The following is an 18,615-nucleotide window of genomic DNA, read 5'->3' on the forward strand; positions in this document are numbered from 1 at the left end:
TGCGACGGATCAAGGCCGACCTGCTGCGGTCGGCGACAATGGGGACAGGTCTTCTTCTTGCCGCTTGTGGCGGTGGCGGTGGAGGCGGTATCAACAGCACACCGACGCCGCCCTCGACATCGTTGCCAACGCCCGCCCCAACGCCAACTCCCGCCCCAACCCCCACACCCACGCCGACGCCTGCTCCCACGCCAACCCCGTCCAGCAACGACACCGGCGAATATCGCGCGACCGTAGGTGCGGTCTCGATGAATGCGCTTGCCGCCTATAATGTCGGCGCGACCGGCAAAGGCATCGGCGTCGGCGTGATCGACAGCGGTATCGACCTGCAGAGCCAGGAATTCGGAACCCGCATCTCGTCCGGGTCGCAGGACGTCGCCGGCAACGCTTCGATCGACGACGAGGGGGGCCACGGCACCGCAGTCGCCTTTACGCTCGCAGGCCGCCGAAACGGTGCGGGTTCGCAGGGCGTTGCGTTCGATGCGACGCTGATCGTCCTGCGCGCCGATCGCCCCGGCACCTGCGCGACGGCGAGCAAGGACGATGAGAGCACCGGCTGTAAATTCCCGACCGATGCGATCACCCGCGGGGTCGATGCAGCACGCGTAGCGGGGGCGAAAGTCGTCAACATCTCGCTCGGCGGGTCGGAGATGCCACAAAGCCTGAAGGACGCGATCGGCCGCGCGACCAGCGCTGGGCTGGTCGTCGTGATCGCGGCGGGCAATGACGGCTCGGTCAACCCCGATCCCTTCACCAACGTCGCCGGTGACGCACAGGCCCGCAATCAGGTGATCATCGCCGGCTCGGTCGGGTCCAGCGACGGCATCTCGAGCTTCAGCGACAGGGCCGGCACCGGCGCCGCGCATTTCCTCACCGCCATCGGCGAAAACGTCCGCGCGCCGGACCAGAACGACACGGCGTATCTATGGTCGGGCACGTCGTTCGCCGCGCCGCAGATTTCCGGCGCGGTCGCGCTGCTGGCGCAGGCATTCCCCAACCTGACAGGGGCGCAAATCGTCGACATCCTCTTCAAGAGCGCGCGCGATGTCGGCGCGCCCGGAATCGACTACGTCTACGGCAACGGCGTGCTCGACCTGACCCGGGCTTTCCAACCGCTCGGCGCAACGTCAATGGCTGGCTCGAAGGCCCTCGTATCGACGAGCGGCAATGCAACGCTCTCCGCCGCCATGGGCGACGCGGTGCAGGGTGAGCTCGGTGCGGTCATACTCGACGGCTACAGCCGAGCGTTCGCGATCGATCTGGCCAAGACGATCGCGAAACGCAGCCCCGACCGCGCGCTGGGTGGCGCGTTGCAGTCGCACCTCCGCACCGTCGCTCTGGCGCAAGGCAACATGACGGTGTCGATGACGCTGGCCCCCCGTTCGAACGGCGATGTGGCGCTCGACCGAACCTCGTTGTCGCGCGCCGACGCGTCCGGCGCGCGCGCGATCGCGGGGATGGTGACGCATAAGCTCGGCAGCACGCTGTCGTTCGGCTTCGGCTTCGCGCAAGGATCGGGCGCGCTGAGCGCACAGCTCTCCGGCCAGTCCGAACCCGCCTTCCTGATCGCCAATGCCGGCAGCATGGGCTTCGACAGCAGCACGCGCGCCTCGAGCGCGATGCGGCAGAGCTTCGGCGGGTTCGGCTTTACCGCGGGAATCGAAAATGGCGACGTCCTGACGCAACGGGGCGACGACCTGCGGCTACGCGACCGCTGGCAACGCTCCGGCTACAACCGCGCATCGTTGGCGATCGATCGACGCTTCGGCGGGCTCGCGACGATGGTCGCCGCGACTCGGATGGACGAGCGCGATACCGTCCTCGGCGCGCGCTTCGATGCGGCGCTCGGCGCAACACGGGCGGCGACGTGGTTCTTGGACACCAAGGCGCGCTTCGATGCCGGCGCCGGCTGGAGCATCGGCGGATCGATGCGCCAGGGCTGGACCCGCGCGGCCGTCCGCGGCGGTCTCAGCGGCGATGGCCTCGTCCGCACCAACGCATTTGCCGCCGATATCGGCAAGGACGGCGTGTTCGGCCACGACAGCATCGGCCTGCGCATCGCGCAACCTCTGCGGGTGGCGCGCGGCGGGATCGACCTCGGGCTCCCGACCTTTTTCGACTATACCAGCGGCAGTGTGACCGACTGGACCACGCAGCGCCTCAACCTCGCCCCGCAAGGTCGCGAAGTGGATGTCGAGGCGCGGTACGGCATGCCGGTGTTCGGCGGAGGCCTCGACACCAACCTCTTCTGGCGCCGCGACCCCGGCAATTTCGCTGCGCTGCCCAATGATTACGGCATGGCGATGCGGTACAGTTTGGGGTTTTGAATACCCACGCCCCCAATTCGTCATCCTGACGAAAGTCAGGATCCAGAGTAACGGGCGCTGCCGTATTTGGCTCTCGATCCTGACTTTCGTCAGGATGACGGACGTGAGAGACGGACGGGGCTGGATAAGCTACCGGTCGGTACCTATCTCTACCGCATGACACGTTATTCCCTGCTCGATCTGGTTCCCGTCATCGAAGGCGGCACCGTCTCTCAATCGCTCGCCAACGCGGCCGACCTCGCGCGGCACGCCGAGAGCGTCGGATTCCAGCGCTACTGGGTCGCCGAGCACCACGGTATGACCGGCATCGCGTCGGCCGCGACCGCGGTCGTGATCGCGCACATCGCCGCCGCCACCAAGACCATCCGCGTAGGCTCGGGCGGCATCATGCTCCCCAACCATGCGCCGCTGACGATCGCCGAGCAGTTCGGCACGCTCGACGCCCTGTTCCCCGGCCGCATCGATTTGGGCCTCGGCCGCGCACCCGGTTCCGACCAGCGCGTCGCGCGCGCGATGCGCCGCACACTGGAAACCGACGCCAACGCCTTCCCGCAGGACGTGATGGAGCTCCAGAGCTACTTCGCCAATGACGGCCAGACCGGCATCGTCGCGACCCCGGGAGCGGGCGCGGACGTCGAGATTTGGATTCTCGGCTCGAGCACGTTCGGCGCGCAGCTGGCGGCGGCACTCGGCCTGCCCTACGCGTTCGCCTCGCACTTCGCGCCCGATGCGCTCGATGCCGCGCTGGCGATCTACCGCCGCGATTTCCGCCCGTCGGCACGGCTTGCAAAGCCTCACGTCATGGCGGGCTTCAACGTGTTCGCAGCCGAGACCGACGCGGAAGCCGAACTGCTCGCCACCTCGCAGCAGCAGTCGTTCGTAGCGTTGCGCACCGGCAACCCAGGTCAGATGAAGCCGCCCCTCGCCGGCTATCGCGAGTCGCTCGGCGCGCAGGGCAACCAGATCCTCGACCACGTCCTGCAATGCTCAGCGGTCGGCAGCCCCGCCAAGGTCGCCCGCGGCATCGCGGCGTTCGTCGAGCGGACTGGCGTCGACGAGGTCATGGTGACCAGCGCGATCTACGATCACGAGGCCCGCAAGCGGAGCCTGTCGATCACGGCGGATGTGATGCAGGAACTGAAGATCGCTGCGTAATTAGGCCGCGAACCGCTTCCGCTTAAGACACCACCCCGGCGAAGGCCGGGGCCCAATGGGGGGCGGTGGTAACGGAGGGCTGCGCATCGTTACTGCCACCTCTCCAACTGGGCCCCGGCCTCCGCCGGGGTGGTGCATGCAGGGGGCGCGCGACCTACTCCCCCGCCCATTCCTTCAACAAAGTATACGCGATCGCATAAGGCGGCGGCGCCACGAACGGCCCGTCTTCCCCGCGCAGCACCGCGCGCACCATCTCTCGCGGCACCCACATCGCATCCTCGAGCTCGTTCACGTCGAGCGTGATCGCATCGTCCTCGGCCTCGGCAACGCACGCCATCATCAACGACGACGGGAATGGCCAAGGCTGGCTCGCGACATACCGCACCTTGCCGACCCGAACGCCCGACTCTTCGAGGATCTCGCGCGCGACCGCCTCCTCGATCGACTCGGCCGGCTCCACGAAGCCCGCAAGCGCCGAATACCGCCCCGGCGGCCATCCCTTGCCGCGCCCGAGCAGCGCACGCCCGTCATGCTCGGCGATCATGATCACCACCGGATCGACGCGCGGGAAATGCTCGGTCCCGCAGTTCGGACATTTCCGCGCCCACCCGGCGCGGAACACCTCGGTCGGCGATCCGCACTTCGCGCAGAAACCATGCCGGACATGCCAGTCGATGACACTCCGCGCGCCGGCATAGGTCGCCGCCTCGCCGGGCGCGAGCGCGGCCAGCACTGCCATCAGCGCGGGCGACCGCATCGCGGGTGCATTGTCGACGCGCATGCCCGCCAGCAGCCCCGCGAAATGCGGCCGCCCGGTCTCGTCGAGACCAAGCAGGATCGGCTCGGCATCGTCGGGCATGTCCGCCATCGACGTCCACGCCAGACGCCCGTCGTCGGTCGTGCCCGGCAGCAACCCGTCGAGCACCAGCAACCGCGCCCGCCAATCGCGCTGCGCCGCCGCCAGCCCTTCCGGATCGTGGCGCAATGCATCCGACCGGTCGAGCGTCCCGCCGGTAAATCCAGGTGCGTCCATCACGCTCATCGGCGCAACCTCGCCGCATCCTGGAGCAGCGCCGCGACCACCTGCTGGCGGAGCGGTATCCGGTCCGCCGGGAAGTAATTGACCATCACGTTGCCGCGCGAATGCTTCGCCGGGTCGACCCAAGCGATCGTGCCCGCCGCCCCGCCCCAGGCATAAGTACCCTTGCCCGGCCCGTTCGGCGTATCCGCGAGCACCACCGATCCGCCCGCGCCGAAGCCCATGTTGCTCCCCTGCGTCCCCCCGGTACCGCCGCCAACTCCGCCGAACACGACGCCCGCCGGCAACAGGTTCGACGTCGCCAGCGCGATCGTCTCGGGCTTCATCACGCGCACGCCGTCGAGCGTGCCGCCGTCCTGGATCATGTGCAGGAACCGGTCGTAGTCACGCGCCGACATCACCAGCCCCGCGCCACCATACGGGAAGCTCGGCTTCTGCAGGAACACCGAGTTCGCCGCCGGATCGAGCGGCGTCCGCGTATCGCCGATGAACGCGTAGTTGGTCGCCAGCCGCCCGACTTCGCTCTGCGGCACCTTCCAGAAGCTCGACTTCATCTTCAGCGGATCGAACAGCCGCGTCTGGACGAACCGCTCGAAGCTCATACCGCTCGCGACCTCGATCACGCGGCCCATCACGTCGAGCCCGATCGAATAGCTCCACTTGGTGCCGGGGTCCGCGATCAGCGGCAGCGTCGCGACGCGGTTGGCGAACTCCTCGAGCGACTTCGGCCGGACGGGCCGCATCTTCTCTTCCATCGCCGCGCTGACCGATAGCGGCAGGATGCCGAGCCGCTCATATTCCTTGAGCAACGGCCCCTTGGTGACGATCGTGTAGCCGAGCCCGGCGGTATGCGTCAGCAGGTTGCGGATCGTGATCGGCCGCGTCGCCGGGCGCGTAGCGAGCGACGTATCGGGGCTGGTCGCGACCTTCATGTCCTTGAACGCGGGGATATATTTGCTGACCGGATCGTCGAGGTTGAGCTTGCCGTCCTCGACCAGCATCATCGCCGACATGCCGGTGATCGGCTTGGACATCGAATAGACGCGCCACAGCGAATCGGGGCCTGCCGCCGGAGCATTGGGGTCGTCGCTGATCTTGCCCGCCGCCGGGAACAACGTCGGACCGTCGCCCGCGCCGAACGCACCGACGATCCCCGGCATCTTGTCCTGCGCGACGAGGCTTTCGAACAACGCGGACGTGGCAGGCAGCAGCGCATTGACCGGGATCGTCATCCGCGGCGTCGGCCGAGCCCGCGGGCTCATTTGCGGACGCGGCTGCGCCTGCTGGCCATAGGCCGTGGCGGCGGCCAGCGCGGCAAGTCCGCCCGTCGAAATCCAGTGCACCAATTTCATGCAGCTCTCCGTATGGTCTTGCCGGCCTTGGCGAAAACGGTCGGGAGCCCGGCGGTATCCAGCTCGTCGATCGGCCACCATTCGCTTACCGTTGGAACGCGCGGTTGATGCGCCTCGACCGTCGCCACCGCAAGCGTCAGTTGCAGATCGAAATGCGTAAATCCGTGTGCGACGGTCGCGTCCAGCATCCGCCAATCCGCCTGCGCCGGTGCATCCTCGAAACCGGGCGCAACATCACCCCAGGACCCGGTCGGAAACGCGCGCATCCCGCCCAGCAAACCCTTGTCCGGTCGCCGCACCAGCAGCACCTGCCCGTCGCGCTCCAGCCAGAAGATCGTCCCGTAGCGCTGAGGCTTAGCCGCCTTCTTCGCCTTCACCGGCAACCGCTCGGGCGCGCCCTGAGCAAAGCCCTCGCAATGCGCGCGGATCGGACACAACAGGCACTTCGGCGCGCGCGTCGTGCAGATCCCCGACCCCAGATCCATCATCGCCTGCGCGAAATCGCCCGCGCGAGCATCCGGCGTGATCGAGTCCGCCGCGACCCGAATCGCAGGCCGCGCCGCTGGCAAGGGCGTCTTGATCGCAAACAGCCTCGCGACCACTCGCTCGACATTCGCATCGACCACCACCGCACGCTCGCCAAACGCGATCGCCGCCACCGCCGCCGCCGTATAAGCGCCGAGCCCAGGCAGCGCGCGCAGCTCCACCTCGGTCCGCGGAAATACGCCGCCATGCTCAGCCACCACGGCCTTCGCCGCCTTCACCAGATTGCGCGCCCGAGCATAATACCCAAGCCCAGCCCAAGCCGCCATCACGTCGGCATCGTCCGCCGCCGCCAGACTCGCGAAATCCGGCCACCGCGCGGTCCACGCGAGGAACCGCGGGGTCACCGCGGCCACCGTCGTCTGCTGCAACATCACCTCGGACAGCCACACCCGGTACGGATCGACCGCCTCGCCCGGCTTCGCGCGCCACGGAAGGTCGCGACGATGCGCGTCATACCAGTCTAGCAGGGCCCCGGAGACCGAAGAGCGCTTGGCGTTCACGCGTCGCCTATGGCATGGGTTCGCAGATGAGCAAGCCGCCCGTTTCTGTGCCTAAATCTGCGACGCCCAAGCCGGCGACGAAGCGCATTAAAGGCAGGACCGATCCCGACGCCCCGCGCGAGAACCGCTCGCGCGCGGTCGCCGAGCTGTTGCCCGCGATCGGCGGCGCGGCATTCCGGCGATTCGGCTTCGTCCAGTCGTCGATCGTCAGCCGCTGGCCCGAGATCGTCGGCGCGAAACTGGCGGGCGCGAGCATTCCCGAATCGATCCGCTTCCCGGTCGGCAAGAAACAGGACGGCGTCCTCACCCTTACCGTCCGCGGCGCGCACGCACCGATGATGCAGCACATCGCGCCCGAGATCATCGAGCGCGTGAACCGCTTCTTCGGTTATGCGGCGATCGTGAAGGTCGCGATCCGCCAGGGCGAGGTCGCCGCCCCCGTGCCGCGCAAAGCCCCGCCTTCGATCCGCCCGGTCCCCGTCGATCTCGGTATGAGCCTGAAGGGCATCGCCGATCCGGAACTGCGCGCCGTCCTCGAATCCCTCGCCGCCGGCGTCGCCTCGACGCACGGCCTTCCCAGGATCAACTGATGCGCGTCCTCCTTGCCGTCTTCGCCCTCTTCCTGCTGACCGGCGCCGCGCCGAAACGCGACTGGTCGCAGACCGCGCGCATCCTCCCATCGGGCGCCTACCTGATCGGCAACCCCGCCGCCCGCGTGAAGCTCGTCGAATACGCCAGCTACACGTGTTCGCACTGCGCCGACTTCTCGGTGAAGTCCGAACCCGTGTTGAAGCGCCAGATGATCGCATCGGGCTCGACCAGCCTCGAATTCCGCCATTTCATCCGCGACCGGCTCGACCTGTCGGCGGCGATCCTCGCGCGCTGCACCGGCCCGAAAGGCTTCTCCGCCACCTCGTCCGCGATCTTCGCCGCACAGCCGCAATGGCTCGAGCGCGGGATCGAATACCAGCAGGGCAACGCCGCGCGCCTCGCCATGTACCCGGCGGCCGCACAGATCCGCGCGAATGCCGATGGCTCGGGCCTGACCGCGCTGGTCAAGGCGCGCGGGCTGTCCGACGCGGCGATCGACGCGTGCTTCGCCAACCAGCCCGAGATCGACCGCATCGTCAAACTGACCGCCGACGCGCCTAAGGAGATCGACTCGACGCCGACCTTCTACCTCAACGGCAGACTCGTCCCGCACGTCGGCTGGGAACAGCTCGAACCCGCGCTCCGCAAGGCAGGCGCCCGTTAATTCACGTGATCCACTGGAGTAACCCGATGAAGTTCCTGACCACGCTCGCCGTCCTGCCGCTCGCGCTCGCCGCCTGCTCGAAGAACGATTCGACCGGTAACGTCGACCAGCCCGCCGCGGCGCCCGTTGCCGCCGCCGCAGCCCCCGCCGGCCAGAACTGGACCGAGACGGTCGTGAAGACCCCCGAGGGTTACCTGATGGGCAACCCCAACGCGCCGATCAAGCTCGTGGAATACGGCGCACGCTCGTGCCCGACCTGCGGCGCGTTCGGCCGCGAGGCGTACAAGCCGCTGACCGAAAAATACGTCTCGACCGGGAAAGTCAGCTTCGAATTCCGCGACTTCCTCGTCCACGGCGCGCCCGACGTGGCGCTGACGTTGCTCGGCCAGTGCGGCGGCGTCGCGCCGTTCTTCCCGATCCTCGAGCAGATGTACGGTAACCAGATCGCCTTCCTCGACAAGCTCCAGGCGATGACCCCCGACCAGCAGAAGGCGCTCGCCAACCAGCCGCCGACGGTGGTCGCGACCAAGCTCGCCGAGCAGATGGGCGCGATCGATTTCGTCAAGCAGCGCGGGATCCCGGAAGCGAAGGCGCGCGCGTGCCTCGCGGATCACAAGCAGCTCGAAGTGATGGCCAAGCCGACCGAGAACGCGATGCAGGCGGGCACGGTCACGGGCACGCCGACGTTCCTGATCAACGACAAGAAGCTCGATCAGGTCGTGAGCTGGGATCAGATGGAGAAGGCGCTGAAGGCGGCTGGGGCGTAAGCCCCGCGTCCTCTCCACCCACACGTCCCCCCCGGCGAAGGCCGGGGCCCAATTGGAAAGGTCGCAGTAACGGCGCGCAACCTTAGTTAGCGCCGTCCCCAATTGGGCCCCGGCCTCCGCCGGGGGGGGTGGAGTTTGGGCTGGCGGCAGTTCTTTCTTGTTCTCCCGCGAAGGCGGGAGCCCAGTCTGGGTCCCCGCCTTCGCGGGGAAACAAGGTTTAGGGCTCCGTTCGCGATAGGATCCAACTTTAGTCGTCGGGGGGCGCAAGAATGCAGATCAAGCGCCTCCGCATCACCGGCTTCAAGAGCTTCGTCGACCCCGCCGACCTCCGCATCGAACCCGGCCTCACCGGCGTCGTCGGCCCGAACGGCTGTGGCAAATCCAACCTCCTCGAAGCGCTCCGCTGGACGATGGGCGAGGCCAGCGCGAAATCCCTGCGCGGCGCCGGCATGGACGACGTCATCTTCGCCGGCACCGCCACCCGCCCGCCCCGCGACTTCGCCGAAGTCTCGATCCTCGCAGAAATAGCCGGTGACGAACGCGAGATCGTCCGCCGGATCGAGCGCGGCGCCGGTTCCGCCTACCGGATCGACGGCCGCGACGTCCGCGCGAAGGACGTCGGCCTGCTCTTCGCCGACGCCGCCACCGGCGCGCACTCGCCCGCGCTCGTCAGCCAGGGCAAGATCGGCGCGGTCATCGCCGCCAAACCCGCTGATCGCCGCGCCATGCTCGAGGAAGCCGCCGGAATCGCCGGCCTCCACGTCCGGCGGAAAGACGCCGAGGGGAAACTCCGCGCCACCGAAGCCAATCTCGCCAAGCTCGACGAGATCATCGCCGACCAGAACGCGCGCGCCGCCATGCTAAAGCGCCAGGCCCGCGCCGCCGAACGCTACCGGCTCATCTCCGCGCAGATCCGCGTCGCCGAAGCGCGCACGCTCATCGCCCGCTGGCGCGAAGCCGCCAGCGCAGCCGATGCCGCCAAGGCCGAAGCCGCCGCCGCCGAAACCCGCGTCCGCGCAATCACCGACGCCGAACGCGCAGCCGCCGCAGACCAGCACCGCGCGATCGATGCCGTCTCCACCGCGCGCACCGCAGCGCTCGCCGCGCGCGACCTGGTCGGCGACCTCGCCCACCGCCTCGCCGCGCTCAAAACCGAGAAGGCCAGCGTCGAGCGCAGGATCGCCGACCTCACCGACGCCCGCACCCGCATCGCCGACGACCGCGCGCGCGAAGGATCGCTCGCCAGCGACGCCGCCGCCGCGCTCGCCCGCCTCGCCGACGAGGCCAAGACGCTCGACACCGCGATCGCCGATGCCACCGCCGCGATCCCCGATCTCGACGCCGCACTCGCCGAAACCGAACGCAGCGTCCGCGACGCCGAGGTCGCGCTGGCCCAGGCGCTCGCCACGCAAGCCCGCGACGCCGCCGAAGTCCGTGTCGCCAGCGCCGCGCTCGCCGCCGCCCGCACCCGCGCCGACCGCGCCGATCGCGACGCCGCGCAGATCGCCGCCGCCCTCCGCGCCCTCGGCGACCCCGTTCCGCTAGCCGCAGAGCGCGAAACCGCCGCCGAAGCCCGACGCGCCGCGACCGCCGCAGCAGAATCCGCCCGCCAAGCCATCGCCCAAGCAGACACCCACGAAGCCACCGCGACCAGCGCCCGAGACGCCGCCGAAACGACGCGCGCCACCGCTCGCGCAGACCTCGCCGCGATCGACAGCGAAGTGACCGCGCTCACCAAGGCAACAGAGCGCAGCGGTCGCGATCGGCTGCTCGACCATATCTCAGCCAGCACCGGCTACGAACGCGCACTCGCCGCGGCGCTCGGCGAGGATCTCGACACCGCCCTCGACGCATGGGCAGGCGCCGAGCCCCGCGAAGACGACCCCGCTCCGCCCGCCGACGCCGAACCGCTGGCAAAGCATGTCGACGCCCCCCCCGCCCTCGCCCGCCGGCTTGCGCAGGTCTTCGTCGTCGACACCGACGGCCAGCAACACCTCGCCGTTGGCCAGCGCATCGTCACCCGGGACGGCCAGCTTCGCCGCTGGGACGGCTTCACCGCAACCGGCACCGGCGCCGCGGCCGCCGAACGCCTCGTCCGCCGCAACCGCCTCGCTGCGCTCCAAGCCGCACGCCCCGCAGCGGCCACGGCCCTCGACAAAGCCGAACACGCGCGCGCTGCGATCGACCGCCAGATCGCCGAAGCCCGCCGCCAGTCGCAAACCGCCCGCGCCGCCCTGCAACGCGCCGAAATCGCCGCGCGCGACGCCCTCCGTCAGGAAGACCGCGCCGCCGCCGCGCTCGAGCGCCGCGCCACCCAGCGCGCAGACCTCGACGTCCGCGCGCACCGTATCGCCGACGACGTCGCAGACGCGCACGCCGACCGCACCCGCGCCGAAGCCGCGATGGCCGCCGTCCCCGACGGCACCGCCAACGCGCGCCAGGTCGCCGCGCTCCAATACGACGCCGAACGTACCCGCGCCGCCGTCGCGCAGGCCCGCGCCGATCGCACCACGCTCGACCGCAGCATCGCCGCCCACCGCGAACGCCTGTCCGCCGCCCAGGCCGACACCCGAAGCTGGCGCGCGCGCGCCGGTGAAGCCGCCAAGCGCATCGCCGCCATGGACTCGCGCGAAACCACGCTCGCCACCGACCTAGCCGCGATCGCCGCTCGCCCCGCCGCCCTCGACGCAGAGATCGAGACGCTCGACGCCGAACACCAAGACGCGCGCACAACCGCCGACGCGCTCCTCGCCACCGAACGCACCGCGGAGACCACCGCCCGCACCGCCGACGACGCCCACCGCGCTGCCACCGAAGCGCTCGCCGTCGCCCGCGAAGCCCGCGCCGGCGCGATCGCTCGCGTCGAAAACCACGAAGCGCGTCGCCTCGATCTCGGCCGCCTCTCGGGCGAACGCTTCCAATGCCCCGCCCCCGTCCTCCCCGAACGTCTCGGCTTCGCGGTCGCCGACGTCCGCGCGCCAGCGGAGGAGTCCGCCACGCACGACCGCCTCACCACCGACCGAGAGCGGATCGGCCCGGTCAATCTCATCGCCGAAACCGAACTTGCCGAACTCGAAGAGTCCGCACGCGGCAACGCGGTCGAACGCGACGAACTCGGGCAAGCCGTCAACCGCCTGCGCGGCTCGATCGGCACGCTCAACCGCGAAGGCCGCCAGCGCCTGCTCGCCGCGTTCGAAGCGGTGAACGGCCATTTCCAGCGCCTCTTCACCACGCTCTTCGACGGCGGCGCCGCGCACCTCGAGCTGATAGACTCCGACGACCCGCTCGAAGCCGGGCTCGAGATCATGGCGCAGCCACCCGGCAAACGCCTGCAATCGCTCACCCTCCTGTCGGGCGGCGAGCAGGCGCTGACCGCGGTCGCGCTGATCTTCGGCCTATTCCTCACCAACCCCGCGCCGATCTGCGTCCTCGACGAGGTCGACGCGCCGCTCGACGACGCCAATATCGAGCGCTTCTGCGACCTACTCGACCGCATGTCCCGCGACACTGACACTCGCTACCTCGTCGTCACGCACAACGCCGTCACGATGAGCCGCATGCACCGCCTGTTCGGCGTGACAATGATCGAACGCGGCGTCAGCCGCCTCGTCTCGGTCGACCTCCAGGCGGCAACTGGTCTGCTCCCAGCTGAATGATACAGATCGATTTTTCCGTATTATTTTGCCGGAACGCGGTCACGTTTTGCGGTATAACACGCGCATGTTCCTCGACGAATCCAGCATCTGGCCGCGCAAGGAAGACCTTCCCCCACGCAAGCCTGTGTTCCGCCATGAGAAGGCGCTAAGCCGCATCCTGCTGTTCTACGCACTCGTCCTGTTGCTGCTCCCCGTCAGCCTTGGCGGGTTCGTCGACCTGTTCCGCTATATCTTCGACTGACGCCCATCGCGCGGATCGTTGATATCGATCAATCGACACTTGCGATTCCGGAACGTAAGACGAACGAATGGCCCAGCTCGATACCCGTGAAAAGCTCGAGATTCTCGCCGATGCGGCCAAATACGATGCGTCCTGCGCGTCGTCGGGTACCACCAAGCGGAATTCGCGCGACGGCAAGGGGCTCGGCTCGACCGAGGGGATGGGCATCTGCCACGCCTATGCGCCGGACGGTCGGTGTATCTCGCTGTTGAAGATCCTGCTGACCAACAGCTGCATCTTCGACTGCCATTACTGCATCAACCGCAAGAGCTCGAACGTCCGCCGCGCTCGCTTCACGGCGAAGGAAGTCGTCGATCTCACCATCGCCTTCTACAAGCGCAATTATATCGAGGGGCTGTTCCTGTCGTCGGGGATCATCGCGTCGTCGAACTATACGATGGAGCAGATGGTCGAGGTCGCGCGGTCGTTGCGCGAGGACCACCATTTCCGCGGCTACATCCACCTTAAGACGATCCCCGACGCCGATCCCGAACTCGTCCACCAGGCCGGGCTGTATGCGGATCGCGTGTCGATCAACGTTGAGCTGCCGACCGCCAATGGGTTGAAGCGGCTTGCTCCCGAAAAGGACGGGGTGCGGATCGAGACTGCGATGGCGGAGGTGAAGGCGTCGATCATCGACGGCAAGGATGCGAAGGCCAAGTACAAGTCTGCGCCGAAGTTTGCCCCTGCCGGCCAGTCGACGCAGATGATCGTCGGGGCGGATGCGGCGACGGACGGCGACATCGTGCGGAAGGCTTCCACGCTGTACGATCGGTTCGGGCTGCGTCGCGTGTATTATTCGGCGTTCAGCCCGATCCCGGATGCGAGCGCGGTGCTGCCGCTGCAACGCCCGCCGTTGATGCGCGAGCACCGGTTGTACCAGTCCGACTGGTTGATGCGGTTCTACGAGTTCCAGCCGCATGAGGTGGTAGCGGCTGCCGACGACGCCACAGGGATGCTGCCGCTCGACATCGACCCCAAGCTCGCCTGGGCGCTCAAATTTCGCGGCTCTTTCCCGGTAGACGTCAACCGCGCCCCCCGCGAAATGCTCCTCCGCGTCCCCGGGCTCGGTGTAAAGGCAGTCAATGGCATCCTCACCAGCCGCCGCTGGCGCCGCCTGCATTTGGCGGACATCGCTCGACTGACCGTATCGGTCGCGAAACTCCGCCCCTTCATCATTGCCGAGGATTGGCGCCCAGTAGCTCTAGCGGACAAAGCCGAACTCCGCCCGATCGTCGCCCCGAAACCGAAGCAAATGGAAATGTTCGCGTGACGCCGACGCATTCCTCCCCGGCACGGGGAGGGGGACCGCGACGCGCAGCGGCGGGGTGGAGGGGGCTCACCACAACCGGTACGCTCGTGGAAGCCCCCCTCCACCAGCTTCGCTGGTCCCCCTCCCCGTGCCGGGGAGGATTATGCGCGTCGTAACCCTATCCGAACCCGACGATTTCGACGGCTGGCGAGACGCCGCCCGAGGCCTGATCGCCGAGAACATCCCCCCCGACGACGTCGTCTGGCAAGTCGGCGACGAACCCGTCGACCTGTTCGCAACCGTAGCCGATCCGGCCCCCGCCCCACCCCCCGGCGCATTCTCCGTCCCCCGCGCCTTCCTCGACCTAGCCCGTAGCGCGATCCTCGGCAGCGATCCCGAACGCTTCGCCCTGCTCTACACGCTGCTTTTCCGCCTCCGCCGTGAACCCAAACTGATCGAGGATCGCGCCGACCCGCTGGTCCGCCGGCTTGACCGGATCGCCAAGGATGTCCGCCGCGACATCCACAAGATGCGCGCCTTCCTCCGCTTTCGCGAAGTCGAGGAAGAGGGGGGCACACGCTTCGTCGCGTGGTTCGAGCCCGATCATCACATCGTCCGCGCCAACGCCGCGTTCTTCGTCAACCGCTTCGCTAGCATGCGCTGGTCGATCCTGACGCCCGAGGTCTCGGTTCACTGGGACGGCAAGGCGCTCAGCGAGGGTCCCGGCGCGAGCAAGGCCGACGCCCCCGACGGCGACCCGACCGAGGAAGTCTGGAAGACCTATTACGCCAGCATCTTTAACCCGGCGCGCGTCAAGATCGGCGCGATGCTGAAGGAGATGCCGAAGAAATACTGGAAAAATATGCCCGAGACCGCGCTGGTACCGGGCCTGCTGGCAGCGGCACAGGCAAGGGAGAGCGGGATGATCGCGAAGGCGCGCGACACGGTAGGTGGTAACAGCCTGATCGCGTGGGAAGCACTGCGTGACGAAGCTGCCGGCTGCACCCGCTGCCCGCTCTACAAGCCCGCAACGCAAACCGTGTTCGGCGAGGGCCCGGTTGATGCCCCGCTAATGTTCGTCGGCGAACAGCCCGGTGACCAAGAGGATATAGCCGGCCGCCCCTTCGTCGGCCCCGCCGGCCAGATGTTCGACAAGGCGATGGCCGAGGCTGGCGTCGACCGCTCCCGCGCGTACGTCACCAACGCCGTGAAACACTTCAAATTCGAACAACGTGGCAAGCGACGCATCCACGCCAAGCCCGGCGCAGGCGAGATCGACGCCTGCCGCTGGTGGATCGAGCAGGAGCAGATGCTGATCAAGCCGAAGGTGACGGTGGCGCTAGGGGCGACCGCAGCGCGGTCGTTGTTCGGGAAGGTGATGACGATCGGGCGCGAGCGCGGGCGGGCGTTGCAGTTGCCGGATGGGGGTGAAGCCTGGATCACGGTCCATCCGAGCTATCTGCTGCGGTTGCCGGATCCGGCGCAGGCTGCGGAGGAATATGCGCAGTTCGTCGAGGATCTGCGGACAGTGGGCGGACGGATCGCCTGATCCTCCCCGGTACGGGGAGGGGGACCAGCGCAGCTGGTGGAGGGGGCTCACCGCGGGCGTACCGTTCGTGGAGAACCCCCTCCACCCCGCCGCTCCGCGTCGCGGTCCCCCTCCCCGTGCCGGGGAGGATTACATGCTGTTCGGTTCCGGTCCCAAGCGGCCCGCCGGATCGTCGAGCGCTTCGATCGCGGCCATGTCTTCGTCATCCAGCGTCAGGTCCAGCGCTGCGAAATTGTCCGCCAGATGCTCGGCGTCCGAGGCTTTCGGGATCACCGAGAAGCCGTTCGCCAGATGCCATGCGAGGATCACCTGCGCGGCGCTGCGGCCGTGCTTGTCGGCGATGCGGACGATCGCTTCGTCCTGCAACAGCGTCTTGCCCTGCCCCAGCGGGCTCCAGCTCTGCGTCACGATGCCGTGGGCTTCGTGATACTTGCGCTGGTCACGCTGCTGGAAGTTCGGGTGGAGTTCGATCTGGTTGACCGCAGGAGTAACACCGGTCGCGGCGACGATCGCGTCGATGTGCTCGGGGAGGAAGTTCGAAACCCCGATTGACTTGGCCTTTCCGGCATCGCGCAGGGCGATCATCGCCTTCCAGGCTTCGACATACTTGTCCTGCTTCGGCACCGGCCAGTGCATCAGGTACAGGTCGACCGACTCGACACCGAGCAGCGCCAGGCTCTCGTCCATTGCCGCCTCGGCATCGCCCTGCCGGTCGTTCCAGAGCTTGGTGGTGAGAAACGCGTCCGAGCCTTTGTAGCCGTCGCCGACGCCGCGTTCGTTGTCGTAGATCGCGGCGGTGTCGACGAGGCGGAAGCCGATATCGAGCCCGGAGCGGACGATCGCCGCGGCCTGGCTGTCGGGGATTTGCCACGTACCCATGCCGAGCTGGGGCATCGTGCGGCCGTCGTTGAGTGTGAGATCTGTCATGCGGCACCAGCGAACGAACCGCGTACCGGTTCCGATTTTGGGCTTCCCTTCGTCGCCCGGTTCGCGCAATCGACCGAGCCATGTTCGAAAAGATTCTGGCGGTCCTCGCCACCTTCACGATCGGCGTCATCTCGTCGGGTGGCTATGTCGGCATCGCACTGCTCATGGCGATCGAGAGCGCGTGTATCCCGCTGCCGTCCGAGATCATCATGCCGTTCGCCGGCTATCTCGTCTCGACCGGACGATTCGACCTGTACCTCGCTGCGACCGCGGGGGCGATCGGGTGCAATCTGGGCTCGATCGTCGCGTACGAGATCGGCAAGCGCGGCGGGCGGCCGATGGCCGAGCGCTGGGGCCGCTACCTGCTGATCGGGCCGGGCGAGCTCGACGCAGCCGACCGGTTCTTCGCGCGCTGGGGCTCGATGGCGGTATTGATCGGGCGACTGCTGCCGGTGATCCGCTCGTTCATCGCCTTCCCCGCCGGCGTCGCGCGGATGAAGCTGGTGCCGTTCCACGTCTACACCTTCGTCGGATCTTGGCCGTGGTGCTTCGGGCTGGCCTGGGTCGGCATGAAGCTCGGCGACAAATGGGACAGCGATCCGCGCGTGAAGGCGGCGTTCCACAGCGCCGACCTGCTGATCGGCGCGGTCCTGATCGCGCTGGTCGGCTTCTATATCTGGCACCGGGTGCGCGGGCTGAAGCGTCACCCTTGAGTGTCTCGGGCGTAACCGCGACGCTTGGCCAGCGTGCGGAGATCCTCGTCGCGCGTTGGCACAAGCTGCGCCGTTCTCCGCTTCACCGCTTCGAGGATGTCCGGGTCGGCCTTCTCGGGCGAGCCGCTGTCGAACGGTGGTGCCGGATCATATTCGAGGCTTAGCTGGACAGCCTTCGCGTGCGCCTCGCTGCGGATCATGGCGGTAAGCGTCAGCGCGAAATCGATCCCCGCTGTGACGCCGCCGCCGGTGACGCGGTTGCGATCCACCACGGTGCGCGCGTCGACCGGGATCGCGCCGAACAGCGGCAGCATCTCGCGCTGCGCCCAGTGGCACCCGGCGCGGTAGCCGTCGAGCAGTCCCGCCGCCCCGAGAATCAGCGAGCCGGTGCAGACGCTCGTCACCCAGGTCGCGTCGGCACCGACCGCCTGGACCCACGCCATCGCCTCGTCGTTGGCGATCACGGCGTTGATGCCGAAGCTACCGGGCACGCAGAGGATGTCGGCGCGCGGCACGTCGGCGAAGGTCGCGGTCGGCAGGATCGAGAAGCCTGCGTCGGTCGGCACCGGGTCGAGCGTCTTCCACACCAGATCGAGCCGCGCATTGCCGAGCCGCGAGAGGACCTGCGCGGGGCCGGTCAGGTCGAGCTGCGTCAAGTTCGGGAACAGCAGGAAGGCGATGCTCAGCGGTTCGGTCATACTGGCATTCCTAGCGGGAGGAGCTTTGGCGACGGTCGGCGAGAGCGCAGTTCTCTATTGTTTTAAGTCGTTGCAAAACTGGATTTATCGGACGCCGAACGGGTGAAGGGTCCGAGTGAAGTGTAGGAAGTATAGGCGCTCGCGCGAAGTCTCTCCGGCGGGAGGCGCGCAGTGGGAAGCAGTTCTAGCGATCGCGCTTGGGTGACTACTGACGTCATTCGCGCATCATGTCATGCCCTATCCTTGTAGGACAGCAACAGCTCAAGAGTGTTGTGGAAGGCGCGAGGCAAAAGGCCATGTGGCGAGCGGGCGCAAAGAGTCAATACTTGGGTCTGGGGAATGGCGGCGGGAGTCTACGGGGCGACCGTTAGGGTAATGGGCCGTCGTGCGGGGCTGGTGTCACCCACATCGTGAAATACCCCAGCTTTCGCTGGGGTGACGGGTTGGGTTTGCAGGTCGGGGTTGGATCGGATCGGGTCGGGCCGGATCGGGTCGGGTTGGATCGTGCCAGATCGGGTTTGGTCGTGCCGGATCGGGTTGGGTTGGGCTCAGGTAATCAGCCGCGAGAAGCGGATGGTCGTAAAAGTACGACACGCTCC

At 67.8% G+C, this 18,615-nt stretch carries 15 protein-coding genes; 10 read left to right on the forward strand and 5 right to left on the reverse strand.

Features of this window, described 5'->3' with window-relative positions; genetic code table 11:
- The first annotated feature begins 38 nt into the window (after window positions 1-38).
- Window positions 39-2,327 carry a S8 family peptidase gene (locus U1763_RS07460; protein WP_443026902.1) on the forward strand — a complete coding sequence of 763 codons (2,289 nt, stop codon included), beginning with the start codon at window positions 39-41 and terminating at the stop codon, window positions 2,325-2,327.
- Between the two features lie 156 nt (window positions 2,328-2,483).
- On the forward strand, window positions 2,484-3,482 hold the full coding sequence (locus U1763_RS07465) for an LLM class flavin-dependent oxidoreductase (protein WP_332754715.1): 999 nt from the start codon (window positions 2,484-2,486) through the stop codon (window positions 3,480-3,482).
- Between the two features lie 154 nt (window positions 3,483-3,636).
- Here the strand turns inward: U1763_RS07465 and nudC are convergent, their stop codons facing one another.
- The 3 genes from nudC to U1763_RS07480 are packed head-to-tail and all read right to left on the reverse strand — an operon-like array spanning window position 3,637 to window position 6,919.
- Window positions 3,637-4,515, reverse strand: a complete 879-nt coding sequence (nudC, locus tag U1763_RS07470; protein WP_332754971.1) for an NAD(+) diphosphatase — start codon at window positions 4,513-4,515, stop codon at window positions 3,637-3,639.
- Between the two features lie 5 nt (window positions 4,516-4,520).
- Window positions 4,521-5,873, reverse strand: coding sequence for a serine hydrolase domain-containing protein (locus U1763_RS07475; protein ID WP_332754716.1), 1,353 nt, complete (start codon window positions 5,871-5,873; stop codon window positions 4,521-4,523).
- Window positions 5,870-6,919: an A/G-specific adenine glycosylase gene (locus tag U1763_RS07480; RefSeq protein ID WP_443026892.1), complete on the reverse strand. Its 1,050-nt coding sequence runs from the start codon at window positions 6,917-6,919 to the stop codon at window positions 5,870-5,872. Before U1763_RS07480 ends, U1763_RS07475 begins: the two co-directional genes overlap by 4 nt.
- Before the next feature lie 26 nt (window positions 6,920-6,945).
- Here U1763_RS07480 and U1763_RS07485 point away from each other — a divergent pair, with 26 nt between their 5' ends.
- The 7 genes from U1763_RS07485 to U1763_RS07515 all read left to right on the forward strand — a co-directional run bounded on the left by U1763_RS07485 (window position 6,946) and on the right by U1763_RS07515 (window position 15,678).
- Window positions 6,946-7,509, forward strand: a complete 564-nt coding sequence (locus tag U1763_RS07485) for a DUF721 domain-containing protein (RefSeq protein ID WP_107963202.1) — start codon at window positions 6,946-6,948, stop codon at window positions 7,507-7,509.
- The gene (locus U1763_RS07490) at window positions 7,509-8,174 is read left to right on the forward strand and encodes a thioredoxin domain-containing protein (RefSeq protein ID WP_332754717.1); all 666 of its coding nucleotides are present in this window, start codon (window positions 7,509-7,511) and stop codon (window positions 8,172-8,174) included. The genes U1763_RS07485 and U1763_RS07490 overlap by 1 nt, the downstream gene beginning before the upstream one ends.
- 26 nt (window positions 8,175-8,200) lie before the next feature.
- The gene (locus U1763_RS07495) at window positions 8,201-8,941 is read left to right on the forward strand and encodes a thioredoxin domain-containing protein (protein WP_332754718.1); all 741 of its coding nucleotides are present in this window, start codon (window positions 8,201-8,203) and stop codon (window positions 8,939-8,941) included.
- A 269-nt stretch (window positions 8,942-9,210) separates the two neighbouring features.
- Window positions 9,211-12,597, forward strand: coding sequence for a chromosome segregation SMC family protein (locus U1763_RS07500; RefSeq protein WP_332754719.1), 3,387 nt, complete (start codon window positions 9,211-9,213; stop codon window positions 12,595-12,597).
- A gap of 64 nt (window positions 12,598-12,661) precedes the next feature.
- Window positions 12,662-12,838 carry a hypothetical protein gene (locus tag U1763_RS07505; RefSeq protein ID WP_165886462.1) on the forward strand — a complete coding sequence of 59 codons (177 nt, stop codon included), beginning with the start codon at window positions 12,662-12,664 and terminating at the stop codon, window positions 12,836-12,838.
- A gap of 67 nt (window positions 12,839-12,905) precedes the next feature.
- Window positions 12,906-14,150, forward strand: coding sequence for a putative DNA modification/repair radical SAM protein (locus U1763_RS07510; RefSeq protein WP_332754720.1), 1,245 nt, complete (start codon window positions 12,906-12,908; stop codon window positions 14,148-14,150).
- A 142-nt stretch (window positions 14,151-14,292) separates the two neighbouring features.
- Window positions 14,293-15,678: a UdgX family uracil-DNA binding protein gene (locus tag U1763_RS07515; protein WP_332754721.1), complete on the forward strand. Its 1,386-nt coding sequence runs from the start codon at window positions 14,293-14,295 to the stop codon at window positions 15,676-15,678.
- Window positions 15,679-15,807: 129 nt separating this feature from the next.
- Here the strand turns inward: U1763_RS07515 and U1763_RS07520 are convergent, their stop codons facing one another.
- Entirely contained in the window at window positions 15,808-16,605 is a 798-nt protein-coding gene (locus U1763_RS07520) for an aldo/keto reductase (RefSeq protein WP_332754722.1), read from the reverse strand.
- A gap of 80 nt (window positions 16,606-16,685) precedes the next feature.
- Between U1763_RS07520 and U1763_RS07525 the strand changes: the two genes are divergently transcribed.
- Entirely contained in the window at window positions 16,686-17,318 is a 633-nt protein-coding gene (locus U1763_RS07525; RefSeq protein ID WP_332754723.1) for a DedA family protein, read from the forward strand.
- Here U1763_RS07525 and U1763_RS07530 read toward each other — a convergent pair.
- Window positions 17,309-18,016: a DJ-1/PfpI family protein gene (locus U1763_RS07530; protein ID WP_332754724.1), complete on the reverse strand. Its 708-nt coding sequence runs from the start codon at window positions 18,014-18,016 to the stop codon at window positions 17,309-17,311. The two genes, U1763_RS07525 and U1763_RS07530, sit on opposite strands and share 10 nt — an antisense overlap.
- Window positions 18,017-18,615: the final 599 nt, after the last annotated feature.

The organism is Sphingomonas sorbitolis (assembly GCF_036663875.1).
Taxonomy (GTDB): domain Bacteria; phylum Pseudomonadota; class Alphaproteobacteria; order Sphingomonadales; family Sphingomonadaceae; genus Sphingomonas.

What these genes read in the sequence shown, in the direction of transcription:
- U1763_RS07460 (WP_443026902.1), top strand. Translation starts at nt 39, where the DNA reads ATGGGGACAGGTCTTCTTCTTGCCGCTTGTGGCGGTGGCGGTGGAGGC.
- U1763_RS07465 (WP_332754715.1), top strand. Translation starts at nt 2,484, where the DNA reads ATGACACGTTATTCCCTGCTCGATCTGGTTCCCGTCATCGAAGGCGGC.
- nudC (WP_332754971.1), bottom strand. Translation starts at nt 4,515, where the DNA reads ATGGACGCACCTGGATTTACCGGCGGGACGCTCGACCGGTCGGATGCA.
- U1763_RS07475 (WP_332754716.1), bottom strand. Translation starts at nt 5,873, where the DNA reads ATGAAATTGGTGCACTGGATTTCGACGGGCGGACTTGCCGCGCTGGCC.
- U1763_RS07485 (WP_107963202.1), top strand. Translation starts at nt 6,946, where the DNA reads ATGAGCAAGCCGCCCGTTTCTGTGCCTAAATCTGCGACGCCCAAGCCG.
- U1763_RS07490 (WP_332754717.1), top strand. Translation starts at nt 7,509, where the DNA reads ATGCGCGTCCTCCTTGCCGTCTTCGCCCTCTTCCTGCTGACCGGCGCC.
- U1763_RS07495 (WP_332754718.1), top strand. Translation starts at nt 8,201, where the DNA reads ATGAAGTTCCTGACCACGCTCGCCGTCCTGCCGCTCGCGCTCGCCGCC.
- U1763_RS07500 (WP_332754719.1), top strand. Translation starts at nt 9,211, where the DNA reads ATGCAGATCAAGCGCCTCCGCATCACCGGCTTCAAGAGCTTCGTCGAC.
- U1763_RS07505 (WP_165886462.1), top strand. Translation starts at nt 12,662, where the DNA reads ATGTTCCTCGACGAATCCAGCATCTGGCCGCGCAAGGAAGACCTTCCC.
- U1763_RS07510 (WP_332754720.1), top strand. Translation starts at nt 12,906, where the DNA reads ATGGCCCAGCTCGATACCCGTGAAAAGCTCGAGATTCTCGCCGATGCG.
- U1763_RS07515 (WP_332754721.1), top strand. Translation starts at nt 14,293, where the DNA reads ATGCGCGTCGTAACCCTATCCGAACCCGACGATTTCGACGGCTGGCGA.
- U1763_RS07520 (WP_332754722.1), bottom strand. Translation starts at nt 16,605, where the DNA reads ATGACAGATCTCACACTCAACGACGGCCGCACGATGCCCCAGCTCGGC.
- U1763_RS07525 (WP_332754723.1), top strand. Translation starts at nt 16,686, where the DNA reads ATGTTCGAAAAGATTCTGGCGGTCCTCGCCACCTTCACGATCGGCGTC.
- U1763_RS07530 (WP_332754724.1), bottom strand. Translation starts at nt 18,016, where the DNA reads ATGACCGAACCGCTGAGCATCGCCTTCCTGCTGTTCCCGAACTTGACG.